General features: G+C 39.3%; 19 protein-coding genes. 7 read left to right on the top strand and 12 right to left on the bottom strand.

Translation table 11 applies throughout. From position 1 onward, the window contains the following. Positions 1–72: 72 nt before the first annotated feature. Positions 73–1,890 carry a DUF885 domain-containing protein gene (locus ACTRWE_RS05695; RefSeq protein WP_462879628.1) on the bottom strand — a complete coding sequence of 606 codons (1,818 nt, stop codon included), beginning with the start codon at positions 1,888–1,890 and terminating at the stop codon, positions 73–75. 159 nt (positions 1,891–2,049) lie between these two features. On the opposite strand from ACTRWE_RS05695, the gene ACTRWE_RS05690 reads away from it, so the two are divergent. Both ACTRWE_RS05690 and ACTRWE_RS05685 read left to right on the top strand, forming a co-directional pair. Beyond that, the gene (locus ACTRWE_RS05690) at positions 2,050–3,321 is read left to right on the top strand and encodes a Xaa-Pro dipeptidase (protein ID WP_462879653.1); all 1,272 of its coding nucleotides are present in this window, start codon (positions 2,050–2,052) and stop codon (positions 3,319–3,321) included. A 294-nt stretch (positions 3,322–3,615) separates the two neighbouring features. After that, a complete protein-coding gene (locus ACTRWE_RS05685) occupies positions 3,616–6,036 on the top strand; it encodes a TonB-dependent receptor (RefSeq protein ID WP_462879627.1) in 2,421 nt (806 codons plus the stop codon). Between the two features lie 52 nt (positions 6,037–6,088). Here ACTRWE_RS05685 and adhP read toward each other — a convergent pair whose 3' ends face one another. Next, positions 6,089–7,099 (bottom strand): alcohol dehydrogenase AdhP, encoded by a 1,011-nt coding sequence (gene adhP, locus ACTRWE_RS05680; RefSeq protein WP_462879626.1) that lies wholly within the window; start codon positions 7,097–7,099, stop codon positions 6,089–6,091. A 216-nt stretch (positions 7,100–7,315) separates the two neighbouring features. Between adhP and ACTRWE_RS05675 the strand changes: the two genes are divergently transcribed. Continuing rightward, entirely contained in the window at positions 7,316–7,864 is a 549-nt protein-coding gene (locus ACTRWE_RS05675) for a GbsR/MarR family transcriptional regulator (protein ID WP_013463314.1), read from the top strand. A gap of 49 nt (positions 7,865–7,913) precedes the next feature. On the opposite strand, the gene ACTRWE_RS05670 is transcribed toward ACTRWE_RS05675, so the two are convergent. Further along, complete coding sequence (locus ACTRWE_RS05670) at positions 7,914–8,930, bottom strand: lytic murein transglycosylase (RefSeq protein ID WP_016900168.1); 1,017 nt, start codon at positions 8,928–8,930, stop codon at positions 7,914–7,916. Further along, positions 8,923–9,204 carry a YcgL domain-containing protein gene (locus ACTRWE_RS05665; protein WP_013463311.1) on the bottom strand — a complete coding sequence of 94 codons (282 nt, stop codon included), beginning with the start codon at positions 9,202–9,204 and terminating at the stop codon, positions 8,923–8,925. The genes ACTRWE_RS05670 and ACTRWE_RS05665 overlap by 8 nt, the downstream gene beginning before the upstream one ends. Before the next feature lie 155 nt (positions 9,205–9,359). On the opposite strand from ACTRWE_RS05665, the gene minC reads away from it, so the two are divergent. Genes minC through minE form a run of 3 tightly spaced genes read left to right on the top strand, consistent with a single transcriptional unit; the run spans position 9,360 to position 11,144 of the window. Further along, complete coding sequence (gene minC / locus ACTRWE_RS05660; RefSeq protein WP_076923225.1) at positions 9,360–10,064, top strand: septum site-determining protein MinC; 705 nt, start codon at positions 9,360–9,362, stop codon at positions 10,062–10,064. Positions 10,065–10,069: 5 nt separating this feature from the next. After that, positions 10,070–10,879, top strand: a complete 810-nt coding sequence (gene minD / locus ACTRWE_RS05655) for a septum site-determining protein MinD (RefSeq protein WP_013463309.1) — start codon at positions 10,070–10,072, stop codon at positions 10,877–10,879. A 1-nt stretch (position 10,880) separates the two neighbouring features. Continuing rightward, entirely contained in the window at positions 10,881–11,144 is a 264-nt protein-coding gene (gene minE / locus ACTRWE_RS05650; protein ID WP_008111532.1) for a cell division topological specificity factor MinE, read from the top strand. A gap of 54 nt (positions 11,145–11,198) precedes the next feature. Here minE and rnd read toward each other — a convergent pair whose 3' ends face one another. From rnd to ACTRWE_RS05635, 3 genes are all read right to left on the bottom strand, one after another. Further along, a complete protein-coding gene (rnd, locus tag ACTRWE_RS05645) occupies positions 11,199–12,329 on the bottom strand; it encodes a ribonuclease D (protein WP_013463308.1) in 1,131 nt (376 codons plus the stop codon). A 50-nt stretch (positions 12,330–12,379) separates the two neighbouring features. Continuing rightward, a complete protein-coding gene (gene fadD / locus ACTRWE_RS05640; RefSeq protein WP_028834578.1) occupies positions 12,380–14,032 on the bottom strand; it encodes a long-chain-fatty-acid--CoA ligase FadD in 1,653 nt (550 codons plus the stop codon). A 115-nt stretch (positions 14,033–14,147) separates the two neighbouring features. Further along, entirely contained in the window at positions 14,148–14,999 is an 852-nt protein-coding gene (locus tag ACTRWE_RS05635; RefSeq protein ID WP_462879625.1) for an alpha/beta fold hydrolase, read from the bottom strand. Between the two features lie 187 nt (positions 15,000–15,186). Here ACTRWE_RS05635 and ACTRWE_RS05630 point away from each other — a divergent pair, with 187 nt between their 5' ends. Beyond that, positions 15,187–16,473, top strand: coding sequence for an alkaline phosphatase (locus ACTRWE_RS05630; RefSeq protein ID WP_427683371.1), 1,287 nt, complete (start codon positions 15,187–15,189; stop codon positions 16,471–16,473). A 68-nt stretch (positions 16,474–16,541) separates the two neighbouring features. On the opposite strand, the gene ACTRWE_RS05625 is transcribed toward ACTRWE_RS05630, so the two are convergent. The 5 genes from ACTRWE_RS05625 to ACTRWE_RS05605 all read right to left on the bottom strand — a co-directional run bounded on the left by ACTRWE_RS05625 (position 16,542) and on the right by ACTRWE_RS05605 (position 23,784). Then, a complete protein-coding gene (locus ACTRWE_RS05625; RefSeq protein ID WP_013463304.1) occupies positions 16,542–16,871 on the bottom strand; it encodes a hypothetical protein in 330 nt (109 codons plus the stop codon). A gap of 74 nt (positions 16,872–16,945) precedes the next feature. Beyond that, positions 16,946–17,647 carry a tRNA (adenosine(37)-N6)-threonylcarbamoyltransferase complex dimerization subunit type 1 TsaB gene (tsaB, locus tag ACTRWE_RS05620; RefSeq protein WP_462879624.1) on the bottom strand — a complete coding sequence of 234 codons (702 nt, stop codon included), beginning with the start codon at positions 17,645–17,647 and terminating at the stop codon, positions 16,946–16,948. Between the two features lie 8 nt (positions 17,648–17,655). Further along, complete coding sequence (locus tag ACTRWE_RS05615) at positions 17,656–19,572, bottom strand: ATP-dependent DNA helicase (protein ID WP_462879623.1); 1,917 nt, start codon at positions 19,570–19,572, stop codon at positions 17,656–17,658. 100 nt (positions 19,573–19,672) lie between these two features. Then, a complete protein-coding gene (locus ACTRWE_RS05610; protein WP_462879622.1) occupies positions 19,673–21,529 on the bottom strand; it encodes a M28 family metallopeptidase in 1,857 nt (618 codons plus the stop codon). A gap of 71 nt (positions 21,530–21,600) precedes the next feature. Then, a complete protein-coding gene (locus ACTRWE_RS05605; RefSeq protein WP_462879621.1) occupies positions 21,601–23,784 on the bottom strand; it encodes a M4 family metallopeptidase in 2,184 nt (727 codons plus the stop codon). Positions 23,785–24,162 lie beyond the last annotated feature (378 nt).

Here is a 24,162-nt window from a genome sequence, read left to right as displayed (position 1 = left end):
GCGCATTCTAACGTATTGCAGCAAAGCGCGCAAAGCCAATCCCAGTTCAAATAATGACTTTGCGCGATTATGTTACTGCTGAGATTTAACCCAACGTTTAATTTTTTGCTCTAAGATAGGCATAGGCAATGCGCCATCTATTAATATTTGCGTATGAAAGGCTTTAATATCAAATTGCTCACCTAACTGCTGGTGGGCGTAATCTCTGAGCTCTTTAATTTTAAACTCACCCAATTTGTACGATAATGCTTGCCCAGGCCATGCAATATAACGCTCAACCTCAGCAATAACATCGCTTTTTGCCATTGAAGAGTTTGCTAACATGTAGTCAATGCCTTGTTGACGTGTCCACCCTTTGGCATGAAAGCCTGTATCAAGCACTAAACGCATAGCTCTTAGCTGCTCATCGTTAAGACGCCCATACCACATATACGGGTCGGTAAATAAGCCAAGCTCTTTGCCAAGACTCTCTGCGTATAATGCCCAGCCCTCAGCAAACACAGTGTAGCCGCCAAATTTACGAAAATCGGGCAGGCTTTCCACTTCTTGTTGCAGTGCAATTTGAAAGTGATGACCTGGTGCTGCTTCATGAATAGACAGCGTTTCAAGTAAAAATTTAGGCTGCGCTTTTAAGTTGTAAGCATTAATGTAAAAGATACCCGGACGAGAACCATCTGGTGCAGGCCCAGCATAAGATGCCCCTGCTGCCGATTGCGCACGATACGCTTCTACTGCTTTAACAATGTAAGGTGCCTTAGGCTCAATATTAAACAAGCGCGGTAAACGCGCATCTATTTTTAGTTTAATATCTTCATAGGCGGCAATTAACTCATCGGCTGTTTTATAATAAAACTCATCTGAGTCACGTAAATGATCAAAAAACGATGCTAAATCACCTTTAAATCCCACGGTATTTTTAACCGTTTTCATTTCACTTAAAATTCGAGACACTTCACTTAAGCCAATGTCATGAATTTCATCTGCTGATAAACTCAACGTGGTGTTTTTCTTAATTTGATATTCGTACCACGCTTTACCATTAGGTAAATCAGCATAACCAACAGAATCACGAGCATGAGGAATATAGTTGTTGAGTAAAAACTCACTCATACGCTGATAAGCGGGCACTAATTTATCTAAAATAAGCGTTTTATACTGCTCAGTGAGTTGCTGTTTTTGTGCATTAGAAAATGAGTCGGGCATGGCCTTTATTGGTGAATAAAATAATGAATCTTCTGCGTTAGTTACTACGTGCACTTTAAACTGAGGCAATAATTTTTTAGCCAATGGCATAGGCAATACCACGCCTTGTTTAACACCTTGCGCCATTGATTGTTCAACACTGGCTAACCATTTCACAAAACCATCAGCACGTTTAATAAATTGCTCATAGTCGGCAACAATATTAAAGGGCTGTGCACTTTGCCCTGAACCAAATCCAGCAAAGGTATTATGTGCTCCCGACATTTGGTTAATCGGTAACAAATAATCTTTATATTGCATGCCCTCAAGCTTCAGGGCTAAATCTCGCGATAATACTTCAAAGTTAAGTAGCGCCTGCCCTGTTAATTGTGATTCATCGATTAGCGTTAAACGTTGTTGATATTTTTTATAAAAAGCAGTTTTTTTATCACGATTAGCCTGCGATATCACCGGCAAGAATTGATCATCGAATTCATGGCGACCGTTATAAGTGGCGCTTAAGGGATTAAAGGTTAATGACTCATCGTAGTACTGTGCAACGAGCACATCCAACTGTTGCTCGGCTGATAACTCGCTTATTACAGGCGCGACTGGCTGATTGGTGTTTAATTGTGAGCTGGTGCTCATACAACCACTTAAGGCAAACATAACGCTACTGGCAACCAGTGCTATTTTAATAACTTTCATAAAGATCCTTGTTAGTTTTTACCCGCCAATTATGCGGTTTTAAATGCCTTAAATAAAGCAATTACGGTGAGTGGGATTCGTCGCTAAATAATTTACTCAATAGCTAATGATTGCTACATTCAGGTAAATTTAAATAATTAAATAATAAAAATGATCAAAATAAAAAAACATTTACTAACTACATCAATCGCATTACTGAGCTTAACCAGCGCAAGTACACTGGCAACCACCTATATATCGGCCAAAGCTTTGCTTGATGTAAAAACTGGAGAGTTAAAAGCTAATCCGTTAATCGCGATTGACGAGGGTGTAATAAGCCAAATTCAATTTAATAAAAAGCCAGCGCTTACCAGTAATCATGAACTAATTAACCTACCTGAACTCACCGTAATGCCGGGGTTGATGGATATGCATGTGCATTTAACCAGCGATCCAACCGTTTCGCGCAGTGAACGTATAGGCCAATCAGTACCGCGTATGGCTATTAAAGCCAGTTACTTTGCTAAAAAAACACTAGAAGCCGGCTTTACCACGGTGCGTAACCTAGGTGCAGAAGGCTTTAGTGTTATTGCGGTTCGCGATGGCATTAATGCGGGCGATATTATTGGCCCTCGCATCTGGGCTGCAGGTCCTTCTTTGGGGATTACTGGTGGGCACTGTGACAATAATCGTTTGCCTCCAGAAATGAAATATACCGCCTCGGGTGTTGCTGATGGTCCGTGGGCTGTGCGTATTAAAGTACGTGAAAATATTAAATATGGCGCTAATGCAATTAAATTATGTGCAACTGGAGGGGTATTTTCTAAAGGAACAAAGGTAGGCATACAACAATACGCATTTGAAGAAATGAAAGCCATTGTGGATGAAGCGCACATGCGTGAATTACCTGTTGCGGCTCACGCACACGGCACTAACGGCATTAAAACAGCCATTAAAGCCGGTGTAGACAGCGTAGAGCATGCTAGCTTTTTAGACGATGAAGCGATTGAGCTTGCTTTAAAGCACGGTACTTGGCTATCTATGGATATTTATAATACCGAGTATACGCTCAGCTTTGGTGAGCAAAATGGGGTTGATGAAGAGAACCTAAATAAAGAACGCCTTGTTTCTAAAAAGCAAAGAGACAGCTTTAAACGCGCCGTTGAAGCTGGGGTTAACATGGTATTTGGTACTGATGCGGCTATTTATCCACATGGTGATAATGCAAAACAATTCTCGCGAATGGTTGAATTTGGTATGAGTGAATTACAAGCTATTCAAGCCGCGACCATTAATAGTGCTAAATTACTAAAGGCAGATTCACAACTGGGGCAAATTAAAACTGGTTTTGCTGCTGATATTATAGCGGTGAGTGCTAACCCACTTAAAAATATTTCTACACTAGAGCGTATTCCTTTTGTAATGAAAGCCGGTGTCGTTTATAAGCAGTAAACCCAATACATCTTTATAAGGTTGAGCTTAGCTCAACCTTAACAATTTTTTAGCTAATGTAGCTAAACTGCCCATTTAATCATCAATACTTTATTTAAATTCTCTCTTGGTAAAGCCAACTAGGGACTGCAATACCCCGTTAATATTTTTAAATGTGATTGTTTTTAAATCACATTGTATAACTATCAAGCAAACACACCCATTAAAGTAAAAAAGTTTGAACTTTTTATTTTATTTTAAAATGATAACTATTATCATTCACGCAAATTAACAAATGCGAATGATTATCACTCTATGAAAAGGTTTCAATACTCACTACTCACACTCGCGTGCTTAAACGCGCACTTGGCATTGGCAAACGAGTCACAAGTTAATTCCGATATTGAACGTATTAGTGTTTACGAGCAACAAAACCGAGTGGTAATGAGCTCAGGTTTGGCCACTAAATCTGATATGTCACTAATGGAAACCCCTGCACCCGTGGTCATTGTTGATAAAGCGCTAATTGCATCGCAAGGTATTGATAGTTTACAAGATGTGATCCGTAATGTAAGTGGTTTAACGCAAGCCGGTAACAACTATGGCATTGGTGATAATTTAGTAATTCGTGGTTTAGGTGCTAATTATACCTATGATGGCATGTACGGTGGTGCAGGATTAGGCAATACCTTTAATCCAACGCGTTCTTTAACCAATGTTGAATCAATTGAAGTATTAAAAGGCCCAGCAACTGGTTTATATGGCATGGGCAGTGCTGGTGGTGTGATTAACCTGATTGAAAAAAAGCCACAGTTTAACGAACAACATACCTTAGAAATGGATATTGGTCAGTGGGATAGTTATTCACTGGCACTCGATAGCACCAATGCAATAACAGACGACTTAGCTTATCGAGTCATGGCAAAAACCGCCTCTAGCGATGGCTTTCGTGATTTAAAAGAACAACGTGATGAAATTTATTCGTCTATAAAATATGTACTAAATGATCAACATGCGTTTGTGTTATCGGGAGCCTATATCAAGGACGCCATTGCTGTGGATTCTATCGGCCATCCTATTCGTATTTTTAACAGTGAATCGGTAAACGGTTTAACTGCAGGTGAAGTATCAGGCGCCGATTTAGTGAATGACCCTACAGCAAGTGGCTTACAATTGAGTGAAGCACAACGAAATGAACTAGCTAACTCTTTGGCAAGCAATGATGGTTTAACAACCTTTAACTTTGGCACCAATGGCATAATATCACCGATGGCAAAGGATAACGAAGGTGAAGAGCTGCGTTTTAAATTAGCCCATAATTATTACATTAGTGATGATTTATTTGTTAATCAACAACTACAGTACCGTAATTACACCTCAAGTTTTGCCCGCCAAACAGGTGCTTACAACTACGTTTACTGGAAACGTAACGGCGTGATCAACCAAGACCCACGCGCACCGCTAGTTGTTGATGACGTGTTATACCCTTTTGCAGCCAGACGCCAAGAGTACCGCCAAGTAGAAGCGGATGAAAAATCATGGCAATACTTTTTAGATTTACGTTATGACTTTATACTCGGTAACATAGAAAACGAATTACTGGTTAATGCCAACTATGAAGACCGTGATATTCGTTTTAAACAATATTCTATTTACGATGCTGATAAAGTCATTAAAAACAAAGCTGGTGAAGTTATTTACCAAGGCGCACTGCCGTATATTTTTGATATGCGTCAGCCAAATTGGCCTACAGGTGAATTTAATGATTACGATCCGCTTAAAACCAGCGATTATAATAAAAAAGTACAAGCATGGGGTTTAGGCCTTCAGCATGTTGCCTACATCAACGATAAAATCACCACCCGTATTGGGATTGCTCATAATCGTATAAAACAAAGTTACGAGCATTTTGGTGTTGACCCACGTTATAGTCAAAGCCGCGCAAACCCAACGCCAGAGGCAAACACCTCAGATAGCGGTTTAACGTACAATTTAGGGGCTACTTATCAATTAAGCGCTGACATGGCTTTATTTTTAAATCACTCAAAAGGTCGTACTGCCTACAGTGTACTTGGCTCTGTTGCTGGTAATGAAGCCGATAGAGAAGACTCAGAATCTGTTAGTAACGATTTAGGATTTCGTTTTAAAGCGTTTGATGACCAATTACTGGCTTCAATTGTAGTATTTGAAAGTGCACGTACAAACCTAGAGTACGCCAACCCACTTTATGAAGCAGGCGTGTCTGCACCAAACGTAGTGGAGAGCTTCTTTGATGGTGAAGAACAAACCAAAGGTGTAGAAATTGACTTAAATGCGTATTTGAACGATCAATGGAAAGTTAACATCAACGGTGTTTATCAAGATGCTAGAGATAAAACTAACCCAAACAGCACAAGCTTTGATACTCGCCAAAAAGGCGTGCCTTATGTAACTGCTAGCTCATGGGTAACTTACTCTGCGGCGTTATTTGAATTACCTCACGCAGTAGATTTAAGCGCAGGCTTAACGTTTGTTGATAAGCGCAGTACTAACTCAAGTTCGTTCGGTATTGATAACGGCTACGTACCTGCTTATACCGTGTATGATGCTGCAGTTAGCTATAAAGCAGACAACTGGCGAATACAATTAAACATTAATAACCTGTTTAATAAAAAATACTATTCTAAAGCCATGTTTTTAGGCGGTATGCCAGGTGAGGAAAGAAATGCAAAGTTAAGCTTTAGTTATATGCTATAGCATACAATGCGCACAAGCCAGGTTGGTTTGTGCGCACTATATTTTGGTATAGTTAGATTGTAACAACTATACGGCCGTTAATTTCGCCTTTGAGCATGTCATCGAAAATTTCATTAATATCTTCGAGTTTTTTCTTTTCAATGATGGCTTTTACTTTACCTTGTGCGGCAAATTCAAGGCATTCTTGTAAGTCTTTACGCGTACCTACAATAGAACCTACTACTGAAACACCATTCAATACGGTATCAAAAATTGGCAATGGCATATCTTCTGGTGGTAAACCAACTAATACACATTTACCCCCACGGCGAACACTTTTATACGCTTGTTCAAACCCAGGTTTTGATACTGCGGTACAAACAACAGCGTGCGCCCCACCTACTTGCTCAAAAATAGCCTCACTTGGCACCACTTCTTTAAAATCAAGCGTAATATCAGCGCCTAACTCTTTAGCTAGGGCCATTTTTTCTTTGCCTGTATCTACAGCAATAACATTAAAGCCCATTGCTTTTGCATATTGCACCGCTAAGTGACCTAAACCGCCCACACCAACAATAACAACCCATTGACCCGGTTTTGCATCTGATACTTTTAATGCTTTATACGTTGTTACGCCGGCACAGAATAACGGGGCAGCTTCAGCAAAGCCTAATCCTTCCGGTATTTTGATGATGTAATCACCATGTGCTAAACAATATTCTGCATAACCACCGTCAATTGAGTAACCGGTATTATGTTGCGATAAACACAGGGTTTCACGTCCATCTAAACAAAATTCACAATGGCCACAGGCGCTATACAACCAAGGTACACCCACTCGGTCGCCCACTTCTAAATGTTTAATATTACTGCCTAGTTTTTCTATTACACCCACGCCTTCGTGACCTGGTACCAATGGCATTTTTGGTTTTACCGGCCAATCGCCATGACACGCATGTAAATCGGTGTGACATACACCACAAGCGGCTATTTTAACCAGCACATCGTTAGGACCTACCTCTGGGATTGGTAAATCGGTGATTTCTAACTTGCCTTTATATTCTGTATTTATTGCTGCTTTCATAGTCATTCCATCGTTTATAAAAAATTATGCTATTTAACAAAGGCGTTAAACAACAATGTCATGTTGCATACCCGCAACATAACCCACTATAAATGCTTAAATATTAATCTATATCAATCATTAGTCGTAAAACGTGGTTTTTTATCCAAGCTAAACGCTTGCCATACTTAACCAGCGTGCTAGCATAGATTTCATTTATTTTTGAAACTTGTAACAATGACATTATCAGAAAAAAACTTTGCCTTTGTAATGCATTGTGGCGAGATGGGCAGCCGCTGGGGATTTAATCGTACAATCGGCCAAATGTGCGGATTACTTATTATTACCAAAGATCCAATGACGGCAAACCAAATCGCAGATGCACTGAGTATTTCACGCGGTAACGTAAGTATGGGAATTAAAGAATTACAATCTTGGCAGCTGATCAAGGTAATGCATATCCCAGGAGATAGAAAAGAATACTATGCACCTGCAGGCGATATTTGGGATATGGCTAATCGCGTGTTTGAAGAACGTAAAAAGCGTGAAGTAGAACCTACGCTTAGCTTACTCAGAGATAACTTATTAGATGAAGCAAGTAACGACGATGAAATTTATGCACAAAAACAAATGGGCGAAATTCATAACTTACTTGAAACGGTGACTAAATGGTCGTCAGAGTTACAGCGCTTAACCCCAGAGCAGCTCAACAAACTAATGAAGCTAGGTTCAGGCATTGGCAAAGTCATTGACCTCAAAGATAAAATATTCAAAAAAGAGCAATAAACCATTAAAAAAAGCCGCAATGAGCGGCTTTTTAGTTATTCTCTTTAGCTTAAATTTTTGGGTAAGCAATTCTATCTGACAAATAACCTACGCTGGTTGCAAAGTAGTATGAACGATTCCAGTGCATAAATACTTTGTAGTTATCGTATGCTAAATACATGCGTCCATTTATATCATCCGGCATCACCAGTGCTGCATCTACAGCAACCGTAGGTAAATCACTGCCATCAACACGACGAACACCTAATGCTTGCCAATCTGCTAAAGAGCGCTCTGATTTATCCCAGTACTCTAGCCATTGCTTTCGGGTTTTAGTACCGCGCTTTAATATATACTGCTTATCAAAATCAGCGGGCAATTGTACCTGGCGACCCCAGGTTAAATTATCATTCCAACCCTCTTGCTTTAAGTAATTTGCAATTGAAGCAAACGCGTCTTCTTTGGTTGTCCAAATATCTTTGCGGCCATCGTTGTTGTAATCAACGGCGTAGGCATTAAATGAGGTTGGCATAAATTGGGTTTGACCCATAGCACCCGCCCATGAGCCTTTAAATTTATCAAGCGTGATATGACCCGACTTTAATATATCCAGTGCTGCCCACAATTGGCGTTTGTATAACGCTTCACGACGTCCATCAAATGCTAAAGTTACTAAGGATGAAATAACATTGTGGCCGCCTTGAATAGCGCCAAAATTGCTTTCTAAACCCCAAATAGCCACAATAAAACGCGCTTGAACACCAAAGTCTTTTGCTACTTTTTCCAAGACTTCTTGGTTTTCTTTATACAATTTACGCGCACGATCTATTTTCCATTGCGGTACTCGTTTTGGTAAATACGTTTCCAGCGTTTCTTTTACTTCTGGCTGGTTTTTGTCTGCTGAAATGACTTTTTCTTTATAAGATGCAGTGGCAAATGCTTGCTCAATTAACTGAGTATCGTAGCCTTTTGCTATTGCCTCTTGCTTTAAATTAGTAAGATATTGTTGAAACTCAGCTTGTGTTTTTGCCATCACCGATGAGCTTAAACACACACCACACAATACAACCGCTAATTTTTTAATCACTATCTGCTCCATTTTGTTTTCTTAATTGACTTAGCAAGTTTTCCTCTGGTGGCGGAATTTGTAAATAATAGCCTTGGTCGCTAAGCGACTGTTTTAAAGTGTCTAAATCCGCTACGCCTAATTGAGTCCGCTTCGCTAAGTTAATGATCATCACGTACTGAGGTTGACCAAACATGGCCATTAAAGGTTCCGGAACTTTACTAAAATCGTCTCTTTTTTCAATAAATAAGAAAGTATCTGCTTTTTTCTTACTTTTATATACCGCAGTTAGCATTATGGCCCTATAAAATCTTGCTTAACAGTGCTACACACTATAACATGGCAATAATAATAAGTTATAAAAATTAGTGTGGAAACTGTAATAAAAGCCTTGTTCAGCCTAGGTTTATATAAAGTTACATGCTAACTAGACAATCCAGTTGAGCATCTATGTCGGACCAAATTTTTGAGCTAAAAGGCAACCTTTTTACGTTATCAGTTTTACATCTTTATAGTACTGATATTAACCTTTTAGCAGAACAACTGTATGTAAAAATTGCCCAAGCCCCAAAGTTCTTTGAGGGTGCCCCCATTGTCGTCAATTTAATTGAAGTAAAAAACAGCGCAATCGACTTTGTTCACTTAAAATCGCTTATTGAACGCATGAGCTTTAATGCTGTAGGTGTATGTAATGGTTCGGATGAACAGCATAAACAGGCAAAAGCCGCAGGGTTATCTGTTTTAAACTATTCACAAGACGTTAAGAGTGAACCCGCAAGAGTAGAGCCAAATACTTCGGTTGTAGAAAAAACCGTGTATTTACCAGCGCAAATTATTAATGGTGCGGTGCGCTCAGGCCAACAAGTTTACGCCAAAGACCGCGACTTGGTGGTGTTAGGCGCGGTAAGCCATGGCGCAGAAGTGATTGCCGATGGCAATGTACATATTTACGGAACCCTACGAGGGCGTGCAATTGCCGGCGCAAAAGGGCTCGAAAACGCATACATATTTTGTAATAAATTAGAAGCAGAACTCGTTTCAATCAATGGTAATTACTGGATCAGTGACTCACTGCAAGGTGAACACTGGGGTAACGCAGTTCAAATACAACAAAAAAATGAATCTTTAGAAATTTCAGCTTTGGTTAAAGGATAAATCTCATGGCAAAAATAATTGTCGTTACCTCGGGTAAAGGGGGTGTTGGTAAAACAACATCAAGCGCAGCAATTGGTACAGGCTTAGCATTAAAAGGCTACAAAACTGTTATCATCGATTTTGATATCGGCTTACGTAATTTAGACCTCATCATGGGTTGTGAACGTCGCGTAGTGTATGACTTTGTTAATGTGATCAATGGCGAAGCTAACCTTAATCAAGCACTCATAAAAGACAAACGTGTAGAAAAGTTATTTTTACTTCCTGCTTCACAAACTCGCGATAAAGACGCACTCACCCGTGATGGTGTTGAACGCGTATTGAACGAGTTAAAAGAAGACTTTGACTATATTGTTTGTGATTCTCCTGCAGGTATTGAAGCCGGAGCTATGATGGCGATGTACTTCGCTGATGAAGCGATAGTTACAACCAACCCTGAAGTCTCGTCAGTACGAGATTCGGATCGTATTCTAGGCATTTTACATAGTAAATCGAAACGTGCCGAAGAAGGATTAGAAAACATTAAAGAGCATTTGCTAATAACACGCTATAATCCAGATCGTGTATCAAAAGGTGAAATGCTATCTGTTGAAGATATCCAGGACATCCTAGCCATCGACTTACTAGGTGTCATTCCTGAATCTCAAGCAGTGCTTAGTGCATCAAACTCTGGACAACCGGTAATTCTTGATAGCGAATCAGACGCAGGTCAAGCTTATGCTGATGCGATCAGTCGTTTATTAGGCGAAACGGTTGAATTTAGATTTTTAGATGTAGAGAAAAAGGGTTTATTCAAACGGATATTTGGAGGTTAATGTGTCTTTACTTGACTACTTCCGCTCAGAAAAGAAAAACAGTGCGTCATTAGCAAAAGAGCGATTGCAGATCATTGTCGCGCACGAGCGTTCTCAGCGTGGAACACCAGATTACTTGCCACAATTAAAGCAAGATATTCTTGATGTCATTCGTAAGTACGTTAATGTAGGCGCCGATGCGGTTCAAGTTCAGTTTGATCAAAATGAAGACGATTTAGCGGTACTCGAGCTCAATGTCACATTACCTGACGAAGAAAAGAAATAATAAAAAAGGGCGCTAAGCGCCCTTTTTATTTTTTACATCAAGCTATTTAATACTTTAATTATCCCACTCTTTTAGCGCATCTTTAACAAAATCATATCGCCATGAGCTGAGTAAATCTGGTTTTATGTGTTTTTCTTTTTGCTGAGCAGTTAATTTCCAGTTCCAACTAATTAGCTGATTTATTTGCTTTTTAGAGGCCATAACGTCTTCTGGAATGTTATGCTCTTTAGCAACTTTAGTAATTTTTTGTTTGATCTCCTTCGCTACTTTTTTATAGGTAGGAAAATCAATTAATCGCTTTAATACTTGTGGGTGTTGCTCAGCTGGAATGGCTTTGGCCTGCTCAATACACTTTAAAATTTCAACCCCAGAACGATTCACTTCAATGGGTTCTACCCCAGGAATTTGTCTCAGAGCATTTAAACTTGAAGGGCCTCGTTTGGCAATTTCGGTCATATTGTGCTCTTTAAGCACAAAATTAAGCGCTAGATTTTTACGAATAGCTTTATTTCGACGCCATACTGCTAACTCTTTAAGTACCGCTAGTTCATGCGGCTTAAGTTGCCATGCATTTTTAATTTCTTTGTAAAGTAGCTCATCCGGAATTTGAAAAGCACGTTTATTGGCAACTAATTCACTTTCATTGATCACAATATCAAATAAATCAGCGGCTTTAATGCTATCTATAATTAACTCAAAACAAGGCAGCAGGTGATACGTATCAGCAGCAGCGTATTCAAGTTGCTTTTGGGTAAGGGGGCGTTGTAACCAATTAGTGCGCGATTCGCTTTTATCAATCTCAATATTCAATAATGTTTTCACCATTAAGGCAAAGCCCATACAGTTTCCCTCACCTAATAGCTGAAGTGCAAACTGGGTATCGAATAAAGGATAAGGAACAAATCCTGCGTACTTTTGAAAAACTTCAATATCTTCTGAGGGTGAATGGAGTACTTTTAGCACTTTAGGATCTTTAAGTATTTGCCAAAAATCAAACAAGGAAAGCTCGGCAAGCGGGTCAATAAGCGCTAAATGTTCGCCATCATAAACTTGAATAAGTGCAACTTCTGGATACAAAGTACGGCGGCGCATAAACTCGGTATCAATAGCAAGAATGGGTTTGTTTTTAATTTGTTCTACAAACGTATTAAGCTCATTTTGGGTTTGGATCAATTGGTAGTGCACTGAGTCTCCTACAATAAAAAAGCCGACTGATGTCGGCTTTTTTATAGTTGCTAATCTTTTAAGGCTCTTCTGAGAATTTTACCCACGTTAGTTTTGGGTAACTCATCCTTAAACTCAACGAGTTTAGGAACCTTGTAATTAGTTAAATTATCACGACAATGTTTTATTATATCTTTTTCAGTTAAAGAAGGGTCTTTTTTCACAACAAAAACTTTAACTTGTTCACCACTAATGTCATGAGGGATACCAACCGCGGCCACTTCAAGCACGCCTTCATGCATGGCAACCACTTCTTCTATTTCATTTGGGAAAACATTAAAGCCTGAAACAATAATCATGTCTTTTTTACGATCAACAATGTAGAAAAAACCTTCGTCATCGTAAGTGGCAATATCACCAGTTGCAAACCAGCCATCTTTTAAACATTCAGCCGTTGCATCAGGGCGATTATAGTAACCAAGCATTACTTGCGGACCTTTTACCCACAGTTCACCCGGCTCACCTTTAGCAGCTTCTTCACCGTTATCGAGCATTAATTTAATGTCAGTACTTGGCGCAGGTAGACCGATAGAGCCATTATAAGCTTCTAAATCATACGGGCTAATTGTGACTAAAGGAGAACATTCTGTCAGGCCATAGCCTTCCATTAGTTTGCTGTTAGTGACCTTTTGCCATTTTTCTGCAACAGGGCGTTGTACTGCCATGCCGCCGCCTAATGACATTTTAAGGTGACTAAAATCAAGCTCAGAGAAACCAGGGGTATTTAATAAGCCATTAAATAAAGTGTTCACCCCTGTAATAGCAGTAAATTTATGCTGACTAAGCTCTTTTACAAATCCAGGCATATCACGTGGATTAGTAATTAAAACGTTTAAGCCGCCGTATTTCATAAATGCTAAACAGTTCGCTGTTAATGCAAATATATGATAGAGCGGTAGTGCGGTAATAACCACTTCTCTACCACGCTCAAGCACGTTATCTAAACAACCAGATACTTGCTCAAGGTTACCCACCATATTACCGTGGCTCAGCATTGCCCCTTTAGAAACACCAGTTGTACCACCTGTGTATTGTAAAAATGCTAAATCGCTTAAGTTAACGTCTGGGCGCTTATAGCCATTCAGATCAGCTTTTAATAAATCACAAAAGTTAATCGTGTTAGGCAACGTATAGCTTGGTACCATTTTTTTGAAATGCTTAACCACAAAATTAACTAAATGCTTTTTAAGACCACCCATCATATCACCAACCTGCGTAACCACAATGTGTTTAACGTCAGTATTAGGCAGTGCTTTTTCAAGCGTGACAGCAAAGTTAGCAAGAATAAATATTGCTGATGTTTCAGAATCTTTTAATTGGTGCTCTAGCTCACGAACGGTATAAAGCGGGTTAACGTTAACCACCACACACCCTGCGCGTAGAATACCTAATATAGCAATTGGGGTTTGCAACAAGTTAGGCATCATAACAGCGACTTTATCGCCCTTTTTTAATCCTAAATCGTTTTGAATATAAGCAGCAACACGTTTTGTTGCTGCGTCAATTTCGTTGTATGACAATGTTTTACCCATATTAGTAAATGCAGGTAAATCTTTGTAATCATTAAAACTTTTTTCAAACACTTCGAGTAACGAGTTGTAGTGCTCAGGATCGATTGTTTCAGGCATACCTTCTGGGTAGCGCTTAAGCCAGATTTTTTCCACTCTTAGCCCCTGTTTATAATTATATTTTTATTAACCTTAATCTAAGTAAGGCACTTTCACAATTGAGCAAATACTCTAATTTAGAGATAATCCCACATTTATCGGTAATATACAATTAACATGCACTACTTTGCACCATAAATGCGTGAATGTGTTCAAAACATAGTCCACTACTTTGCATATGGCAATGATGCCCACCAGGCACATCTATTACACTCAAGTTATTGTAATATTTACTATACTTGTCTAGATTTTGTTTTACAAATGGATAACCTTTATCACCTAATATTAATTGGCATGGTGCAATTAATTCTTTTATTGCACCAATACATTGCGCTTCATCAAATCGAAAACCTGAGTGATTTTTAAGCTTAGGATCGCAAGTTAGCTCAAAACCACTGTGCATTTGTTTTATGTTTCTGTCCATCAGCAATGCAATTTGTTCATTATTTAAATCAGTTGTTTTTGCACGTGCTTGATAAATTTGTTGTTTTGAAGTGTATACCCGTGATTTTTTTGTACTAAGCCTTGCTCGGTTTAGTATGGCATTTCTTAGCTGAGAACACACTTCATCGCTATCGGTAGTGACACAACCTATACCTTCAATAAAAGAAACAGATTTTACATACTCACTAAAACAACTAGCAAATAGTCCTGCAACCATAGCCCCCATAGAATGACCAACTAAGTGTACCTTCTTTAACTTAAGCGCTGTGATTAATGCATACACATCATCCACATAATCAATAAAGTAGTAATGTGCCTGAGGGCTTCGCCAAGATGACAGTCCATGCCCTGGAAAATCAATGCAATACCATGTTTGCGAAGGTGCAGCTCGACTCAGCATAGGCACAAAGCTAGCACTATTATCTAGCCAGCCATGCAGAGCGATAACGACGTCTTCACCGTCTCCAAATTTAATACCGTGTATATCTAGGTCATTAGCTTTTACCGAAAATGGTTGCAACGCAAACCTCAACTTTTTTATTTGGTTATGGCCATAACATACAAGAGTTAATACACAAATAATAGAACTGAACTAATAGAACACACACTTAAATTTCGAGATTTCATAACATATTCATTTATTTATCTTGCTATCGGTATACAATATTAGTCGCTATTAAAATAAGTACACTTAAAGGGTACACACAATGAAAAAACAGTTCGGCTTATTAGCGCTTTTATGTACAACAGGAGCATTCGCTCAAACAGCGCCTAAAAATGTTATTTATATGATTGGTGATGGCATGGGTCCCGCTTTCACTACCGCTTATCGTTATTACAAAGATGACCCTACAACAAAAGAAATAGAAACAACCGTTTTCGACACTATGTTGAAAGGCATGGCGCACACTTATCCTGATGACCATACTTATGTAACAGACAGTGCCGCAGGTGCAACCGCACTTAGCAGCGGCCATAAAAGTTATAATGGCGCAATCGCTGTCGATACGGCCAAAAAACCGGTTAAAACCATGCTAGAAATTGCAAAAGAGCAAGGAATGACAACAGCGTTAGTGGCTACATCACAAATTAACCATGCAACACCTGCAAGCTTTGCCGCACATAATGAATCAAGAAGAAATTATGATGACATCGCAAACGACTACATTGACAATAAAATTGCTGGTAAATTACCGGTTGATTTAATGTTAGGCGGTGGTACTCAATATTTTATTCGTGATGACAGAAACTTAGTCGACGAATTTAAAAAAGCAGGTTATCAATACGGCGACGATATTAAAAACTTAGGTCAAATCACACAAATCCCTGCCATTGGTCTATACGCACCTAAGGGATTACCTTTTGCGCTAGATGAAAACCCTACGAGATTAAAACAGTTAACCTCTAAAGCGTTTGATTTGCTTGATGGGCAAAACGATAGAGGCTTTTTTGTGATGATTGAAGGCAGCCAAATTGACTGGTGTGGTCACGCAAATGACATTGCTTGCGCAATGGCTGAAATGGACGACTTTGCAAAATCAATCGAAACGGCAAAAGCCTATGTAGATAAAAACCCAGACACTATTTTAGTGATCACGGCTGATCACTCTACAGGCGGTTTAACCATTGGCGCGCATGGCCAATACAAATGGGAAACCGACATCATCAAAGGTGTTAAAGCCACTGCGGGTACATTAACCAAATTATTAATGGGATCAGATAACCTTAAAACGGTATGGCAGGCCAATACCCGTATTGAGTTTACAACTGAAAACGAAATTAAACTTAAGCAAGCTAAAGCCATGGGTGAAAAAACCCTTAATTTAGCGGTTAAAAGTATTATCAATGATTTAAGTTTCACTGGTTGGACAACGGGCGGACATACCGCTTCTGATGTACAAGTATTCGCCTATGGTAAAAATAGCGATGATTTTATTGGTTCACAAAACAATACTGACATAGCTAAAAAACTGATTAGTTACATAGAACAGTAATTACTGGTATGAAAATAAAAAGCCCGAATAATTTATTCGGGCTTTTTATTTGGCTATTAATTTTATAATTAAGCGTATATATCAACACCAATTAAGCTTTGAACTTCAGCTCTTCGCTCTAAATTAGCAAACTCAGTGTAAGTAGAAATTGCCTTACTGACTTGCGCACTCGGTTGATCGTAAATAGTTTGGCTGTATTGGGCCTCTTTGGTGTTCGCTTTTACAAACTCTTTTGCAAGTTCGAGCCCTTCGGGGCTACTCTTAACATAGTCTGTATTGGTTTTCTGTGGTATTGGCTGCTCTGATAGTCGTTCGGGCTTTGCCGTAACAACAGCAGTAGAACGCACCTTAGCAGGGATATCACCAGTAAAAAAACCAGAGCTTATAGGCAGCGACATTACGCTTCTCCAACCAACAACATGCTTAAATTATGATTTAAAATAGCTCAATATGCAAACAATACAACTTAGCGTTACTCGCGGCCTGGTAATTTTTTCCATGTCACTGTATCACGCACATACTTAGGCTGAGCATCACTTGCTTTTACGCCATTACCTGCAAGATACTGTGCATCCACAAACGCTAACATGTATTGTGCATCGGGTAGCGTAATTTCAGGGTGTACACTCACATTTGTAAATGTAGTTAATGCATCGGGATAGCTTTTAAATCCAGTCCCCACGCCGGTTGCTGTTTTGTTTGTGTCTATCAATGAAGCATCAAGCAGTTCTGGCTTAAAAACACGTTCTTCACCTTGAAGTGTCATCAAATTATTATTAACTTGGTATTGAGCAAAGTATATTTCCCCCATACGCGCATCAATGCTTGAATAAACCACTTCATCGCCAAATTGTTCAAACGCTTGTTGCGCCATAACCGCTAAGGTAGAAACCCCCACTAGCGGTAAATTCGTTGAATACCCAAGCCCTTGTGCTATGGCCACACTAATACGAACACCCGTAAAGCTGCCTGGACCTTGGCCAAAGCCAATAACATCTAAATCTTTTAATTTACAATTGGCTTTATTAAGCAGCTCATCAATAAGTGGCAGAATTTTTTGGCTATGCTGCTGCGGACACTCTTCAAAATGATGAAATGTTTTACCCTGATAATGCAAAACAAGCGATAAAGCCTCAGTAGAAGCGTCTAGGGCGAGAATGTTACTTTTGATCATTTTTGTACTCAATTAATATGTTTTAAAAATGTATTTGCATCTTCTAAGCTACGTGTACGGCGCATTGGCGGTAAACTCTTTAAAAATACTTGTCCATATTGGCGTGTAACTAAACGATTATCGCAAATTACTAACACGCCTTTATCTTTGTTATCACGAATTAAGCGACCTACCCCCTGCTTTAAGGCTATAACCGCTTGTGGTAACTGAATATGCGCAAACGGGTCTTTTCCTTGCATTTGGCAATCTTGCATTCTAGCTTGCAGTAGCGGATCATCGGGCGCTGCAAACGGCAGTTTGTCGATAATAACACAGCTTAAAGTACTGCCTCTTACATCAACTCCTTCCCAAAAGGACGCTGTACCGAGTAACACGGCATTACCATGACGGGTAAATTTTTCTAATATAATGCGTTTAGACATTTGCCCTTGCATGTAAACCGGGTAGTCCATTTGTGTGGTTAAGCCCTCAGCCACTAAATGCATCATTCGGTAACTAGTAAATAGCACAAAACAACGCCCTTTTGCTGATTTTATGAGTTCGAGAGTTAACTTTACAATCGCATGCGGCATATTATCTGCGTGGGTTTCAGGTAAATAGCGCGGTAAACACAATAGCGCCTGATTTTCATAATCAAACGGACTGTCTACCATCATACTTTGCTTTGGTTTTAACCCAAGGCTGGCATTAAAGTGAGTGAGTTCGTTGTCGACCGATAACGTGGCCGAGGTAAACACAAACCCTGCGCCAGACTCTTTCATCATCAAAGCAAATTTAGCCGATACATTCAGTGGCGTTATATTAATGGTTAAATAGCGCCGCGTGGTTTCGTACCAATAACTAAAGCCTGTTTGGGCGGTGTCGAACACACGCTCTAACTGGCCTTTAAATGCCAGCACCCGCTCAAATGGGTGTTCAATTTTATCACTTCGTTCTAAGCAATGTTTTAAAACCTGATACACAAATTCTAAATCACTAATAACACGATGTAATGCAGAGCAAATAAGCTTATTACTGAGCTTTTCACGCCAATCACCGCGGCTACCATCCACACCAAACTGCAATCTTAAATCGGCGACACTGGTTTCCAGTTTATTCAAACTTTTGCCTAATTGCATCATGTCAGGAATTTCAGCGCGGTAAATAGCGCGTAAATCATTAATTAAATCCACCAGCTTTTTAGTACTCATGGTTTCGCCAAAATAGTCGCTGGCAATTTCACTTAACTGGTGGGCTTCATCAAATATATAAGCATCTGCGCTAGGCATTAGCTCTGCAAAGCCAGACTCTTTAACCGCCATATCGGCAAAAAATAGATGATGGTTAATCACGACAACGTCGGCATCCCCTGCTTTTAAACGCGCTTTACGAATGTAGCACTCTTGAAAGTCAGGGCACTCTTTACCTAAACAGTTATCTGCAGTCGAGCTGACATACGGCAACACTTTGGCATCTTCTTCAATACCAATACAGTCGGCTAAATCGCCCGTATGCGTTTCACTGGCAAATTTAGCAACCATAGCGAGCTGATGCATTACATCAGGGTCGTCTGTGGGTACGTGTGCAACATGTTGGGTAAGCCGATAAGTGCATAAATAATTGGCACGCCCTTTTAACAATGCCGTTTTTTTTGCCGCGCCTAAGGCTTTTACTAACACCGGTAAATCACGATGATACAGCTGTTCTTGCAGTGCTTTAGAACCGGTTGAAATTATTGTTTTGCCCTTAGATTTAAGGGCTGGCGCTAAATAAGCAAAGGTTTTACCTGTGCCAGTACCGGCCTCAACAACAAGCTGGGAACTTGTTTTTAATGCATCCTCAACAGCCACGGCCATATCAATTTGAGGTTGGCGTGGTGAGTATCCATCTATTGATAAAGCCAAAGGCCCGGTTGCACTAAACAGCTGTTTGATAATACCAATCACTTTATAAAAAATAATAGCGGGATTCTACGTAAGCTATTGATGAAGGGCAAGCCAAATAGCGTGAGAATTTGGCCTTTAAAGGGGCTTATGCCCCTGTTAATTATTCTGCATTAATAGTTAAGGTAATGCCATTTGCATTACGATAACCTTTAATATCTATGTACCATAAACCTGCTTGGGGTGCAGAGACAGTACATGTTTCTGTGTTGCCATTTTTATAAGGGCGACACACATATTGTGTATTAGATGATGGCGCATCAAAATTTAAATACAAATCAGCATCGCCAGTTCCACCTGAAATGGCAACATTTAGCGAAGAATAGCCTGCAACTAAACGTTGTTCATAACGCTGCCAATCACCAGTATTTACGCTAATGTTATCTTCTACGCGATTAATGGGCTCTAAAGCACCAGCTGGCTCAAAACTACCTATCAAAGAAATATTGTTAATTGCGCTATATGCCTCAACCATTACATAGTAAGTTCCATCATCGCTTGTAGGAATATCACAACGTTCATTACTTGTGGCAGACGTACTTTTACAATCGAAATCGCTTAATGTTGGCGCCTGATTATATTTAACGTATAAATCGGCATCGCCATTATCACCTGAGGTTTCAAAGCTTAAATTTTGCGCTCCTTTTGGTACATTCAATGTATAGATAAGCTGCTCTTTAGCAGTGGCATTTATACCAGAAATTGGTTCACCATTTACTAACTCATTATTATTTGGCGGAGTGACATCACCGGCATTTTTTGCCAATTCTGCAACAAAACTAACCGCTAAGTTAGCAAATTTAATTGCATGATCAGCGTCAAAATTACTGTCGTTTTGTGTATGTATCAGTGGGTTAATGTCATTCATTTTTGATTCGAAAGGCATAGAGGCCGCAAACCCTTGTTGATACCACGAAGCATGATCGGAGCAACCATACCCACATTGATCAAAGCCATAACTAATTTGGGGTAAGTAGGTGTCTATCAGCTGGGCTAAAAACTGGTTTTGAGCATTGGTGGTGTAATCCGTCATCATAATAATATCTTCGATACTGCCGTTATTACCAGTCATGTCAAATTGCACCATGCCAACTACATTCTTACCCAGCGAACGATAGCTACTGGCTATAGCTTTAGACCCTTTTAACCCCACCTCCTCTGCTGCAAACGCCATTATTTGAATAGTTTTTTGCGGTTTATAATTTGTATCAACAATTGCTCTTAACGCTTCCGTTAACACTGCAATACCCGATGCATTATCATCCGCGCCAGGAGAGCGCCCTTGTGCTGGATTTGCTTTATTAATCGAGTCTAAATGCCACCCAATAATAACAATTTCATCTGCATTTTCAGCACCTGCAATGGTTACAATCACTGATGATTGCGCCCAGCTATGCTGATAACTCTCAATGGTTATATCACTTCGAACGCTGGCAATTTGTTGCCAATAACTTTGCAGCCACTGTGAGGCATCAACGCCGGTTTGCGAAGTATAATAACGATTATTAAAACTAGTGAGTGAATTTACAGTGCTTTGTAAATTAATTGGGCTTTGTGCACTAATTAAACTTTGTACTGTTTGCGCATTATCAATTGAATAATTAAAGGCTGATGTAGCTTGGCTATTTTGAACAACAGCTAATTGTTTTGCGTAATCATTCGCTTCTTCGAACGAACTATGCGCAACAAACCCACCACAACGGTTATAGTTCTGGTGCATAAACTCACTTAAATTGTTCACTGCGTCACGCGGTACACTGAGTAAATCAACGTCAGGTAAAATACTTGATTTTCTATGCGCAAATTGTATTTTTTGCAAAAATGTACCTTGTTCATATTGATAATGCTGGGCTAAAGTTGAATCAATAGTTACCCAAATATTGTCTGGATTTTCATTTGCTAAGCAATTAAAACTTAAGGTTAAAGTAGTAATAACTGCTAACTGTTTAAAGTAGTTCATAAATATTCCTTATCTTGTTACCTTTATTTTAAGCATTAAAAAAGGGGCAAAGCCCCTTTTTATATGTATGCCTAATTAGCCGTTACGTTGAGTGTTACGCCACTTGCTAAGCTGTAACCTCTTAAATCAATGTACCAAGTACCTGCTTGTGGGTTATCAAATGTACATTCTTCATTATTACCATTTTTGTAGGGTCTACATAAGTATGAAGACGTACTTGAAGGCGAGCCAAAGTTTACATAAAGATCAGCATCACCATTACCACCGGCAATACTAATATTTAAAGTGCTATACCCTTCTGATAAATCTTGAGTAAAGCGGCTCCAGTTATTAGTAGTCACATTAATATTAGACTCAGTTCTATTAATTGGTGTCACACCACCATTCCCATCAGAGTAGCTTCCCGTTAGCGATACACCAGATATCGCACTCCATGCTTCAACCATTACATAGTAAGTTCCTACTTGTGCATTACTTATGTTGCAGCTTTCTGTACTGGTAGATGTTGTGCTATTGCAATCATAGTTATTTAAGCTTGGTCTACTAGCAAATTTAACATATAGGTCTGCATCACCTGAGCCACCCATTGTATTAAATTGAAGATTTGTTGCGCCGTCAGGGACTTCCAAAGTAAAGAATAGTTGCTCTTTTTCTGCGCCGCTAATACCCGTACGCGTCACCCCATTGGTTAACACTTCATCGTCAGTCGGTGGTGGTGGTGTAGCACAATCACTACCTGAACTAAGATTTGAATTAACACCTACCGCAGCCAAAGCGGCTTTTACATCATTAGGGTCATAATTTAAATCACACGCAGCATCCATCACACCGTTACCGGCTAAATCCCAGCCTACACCCGCACTCCAATATAGTTGGTTAGCACGTGCCATTACGATAAAGGCTTTTTGCGTATCCCAACCCGGCGTGGTTGCTAGATTATAAAATGCCTTGTTATAAACACCTGAACTATAATGCACGTCCATACCTGAATAATAGTTACTTTGGTTATCTATTGAACGGCCATCTTGGGTAGGATTATTCATGTAACGCAGTGCACCATTACCTTTAAAAATATCCTTTCCAACTAGCCAATCGTTGCTGCCTTTCATATAAAATTCAGCGGCTTCACCAGCCATATCCGAAAATGCTTCGTTTAATCCGCCTGGTTTACCATTGTAAATCAAGCCTGAATTTTGCTCAGTAAAGCCATGGCTGACTTCATGCGCAGAAACATCTAAACTCACCAACGGGTAGAATGTATTTTGCCCATCACCAAAGGTCATTGCGCTGCCATCCCAAAACGCATTTTCATAGTTACTTGAGTAATGAACCCGCATTTGTAACTGAAAACTCAAAGGCGCAGTCCCTAACCAATCGTTATACATATTAAAAATAACGTTACCAAAAAAATGAGCATCGTTTAGCGGTGAATAAGCACCGTTAATTTCTTTAAACGTATTTTCAGGACATGTAAATGAATACGCAGAAGAGCCACTTGTTCCGCCATTTAAATTAATAGTGCGAACATTTGCGTTATTCATGCTACAAGTATTACCTGATTGACTAACATCTAGGCTGTCAAAATCAGTTCCATATAAATACTTGCCTGTTTTTAGATTGCCCCCAGGGCCTGTTGCATTAGCATGTTGCAGGTTATCGTAACTAAGCAAGACCTCACCGGTATTAGCATCAATGATCAGGTATGGCCTTGATGGTGACTTGCCATAAGTAACATAAGACACTTCATAAACTAAATGCGCCTTATTTTGATCGTCAACCCAGATAGCAAGTCTGGATTGCTCATTATGTTTTTTTAAGCCTACTGATTTTGCAGCTATACCCGTTTTAGACCCTTTTAAAATCGCATCTTTTTTTGTCAATTTAGCCGATACATCAGATAAATCTTCATCAATATTATAAACAGCTGCACCATGGGCTTTTTTAAGCAACCCATTATTAAATGTTAAGCTGACCGTATCACCAATGACAGGAATGCCCTGATACGTTTGTTGATAGCGGCGGGTTACTTCTCCGTTATTGCTAGTAAATTCTTTTAATACAACTAATTCGTTCCCTACACTCAACCCAATCAACTGATTTGGACTTACTGATAACAAGGAAGCAGAGTTTGATTGCACCATATTATTAATTGTCGGTTGTTGATTTAGGTATTTCTTATTCGCAGCTACTGCATTTGTTGCTTGAACCAAAGTTAAAGCAGCAAAAGTTGCTATTGTGATTTTAGATAAATTCACGTTTACGCTCCGTTAAAGTTTAAGTTTTTAATATATTTGTATTAATCGGCACACCTTGTACCCGATTAAGGATCAGAGTAGGTCACAAACTTAAATAACGAAAATTAAACATTTAATTTACAATTAAAGTATTAGCTCGAAAATTAATCTATTATTTTACAATGATTTAAAAACTACTGTTTTAACTAATGAAGGCCAGAAATAACATTTCGTACACATACATTTACATAAAACAGCCAGCAAAAAGCATTAGATTTTAAAATCACACGCTTTATTGTTAATCACTAATCGACTGCTTAATGAGCATGTAGTTGCAAAGGAAAATACTTTACCTGTTGAGCTTTAAAAGAGGGGTAATCTATTTTAAATGGGTAGGGA

This window comes from Pseudoalteromonas sp. G5_S1_54_S4 (genome assembly GCF_054968565.1).
The sequence above is the reverse complement of the archived record's forward strand: the minus strand, read 5'-3'. Positions and strand labels throughout refer to the sequence as shown.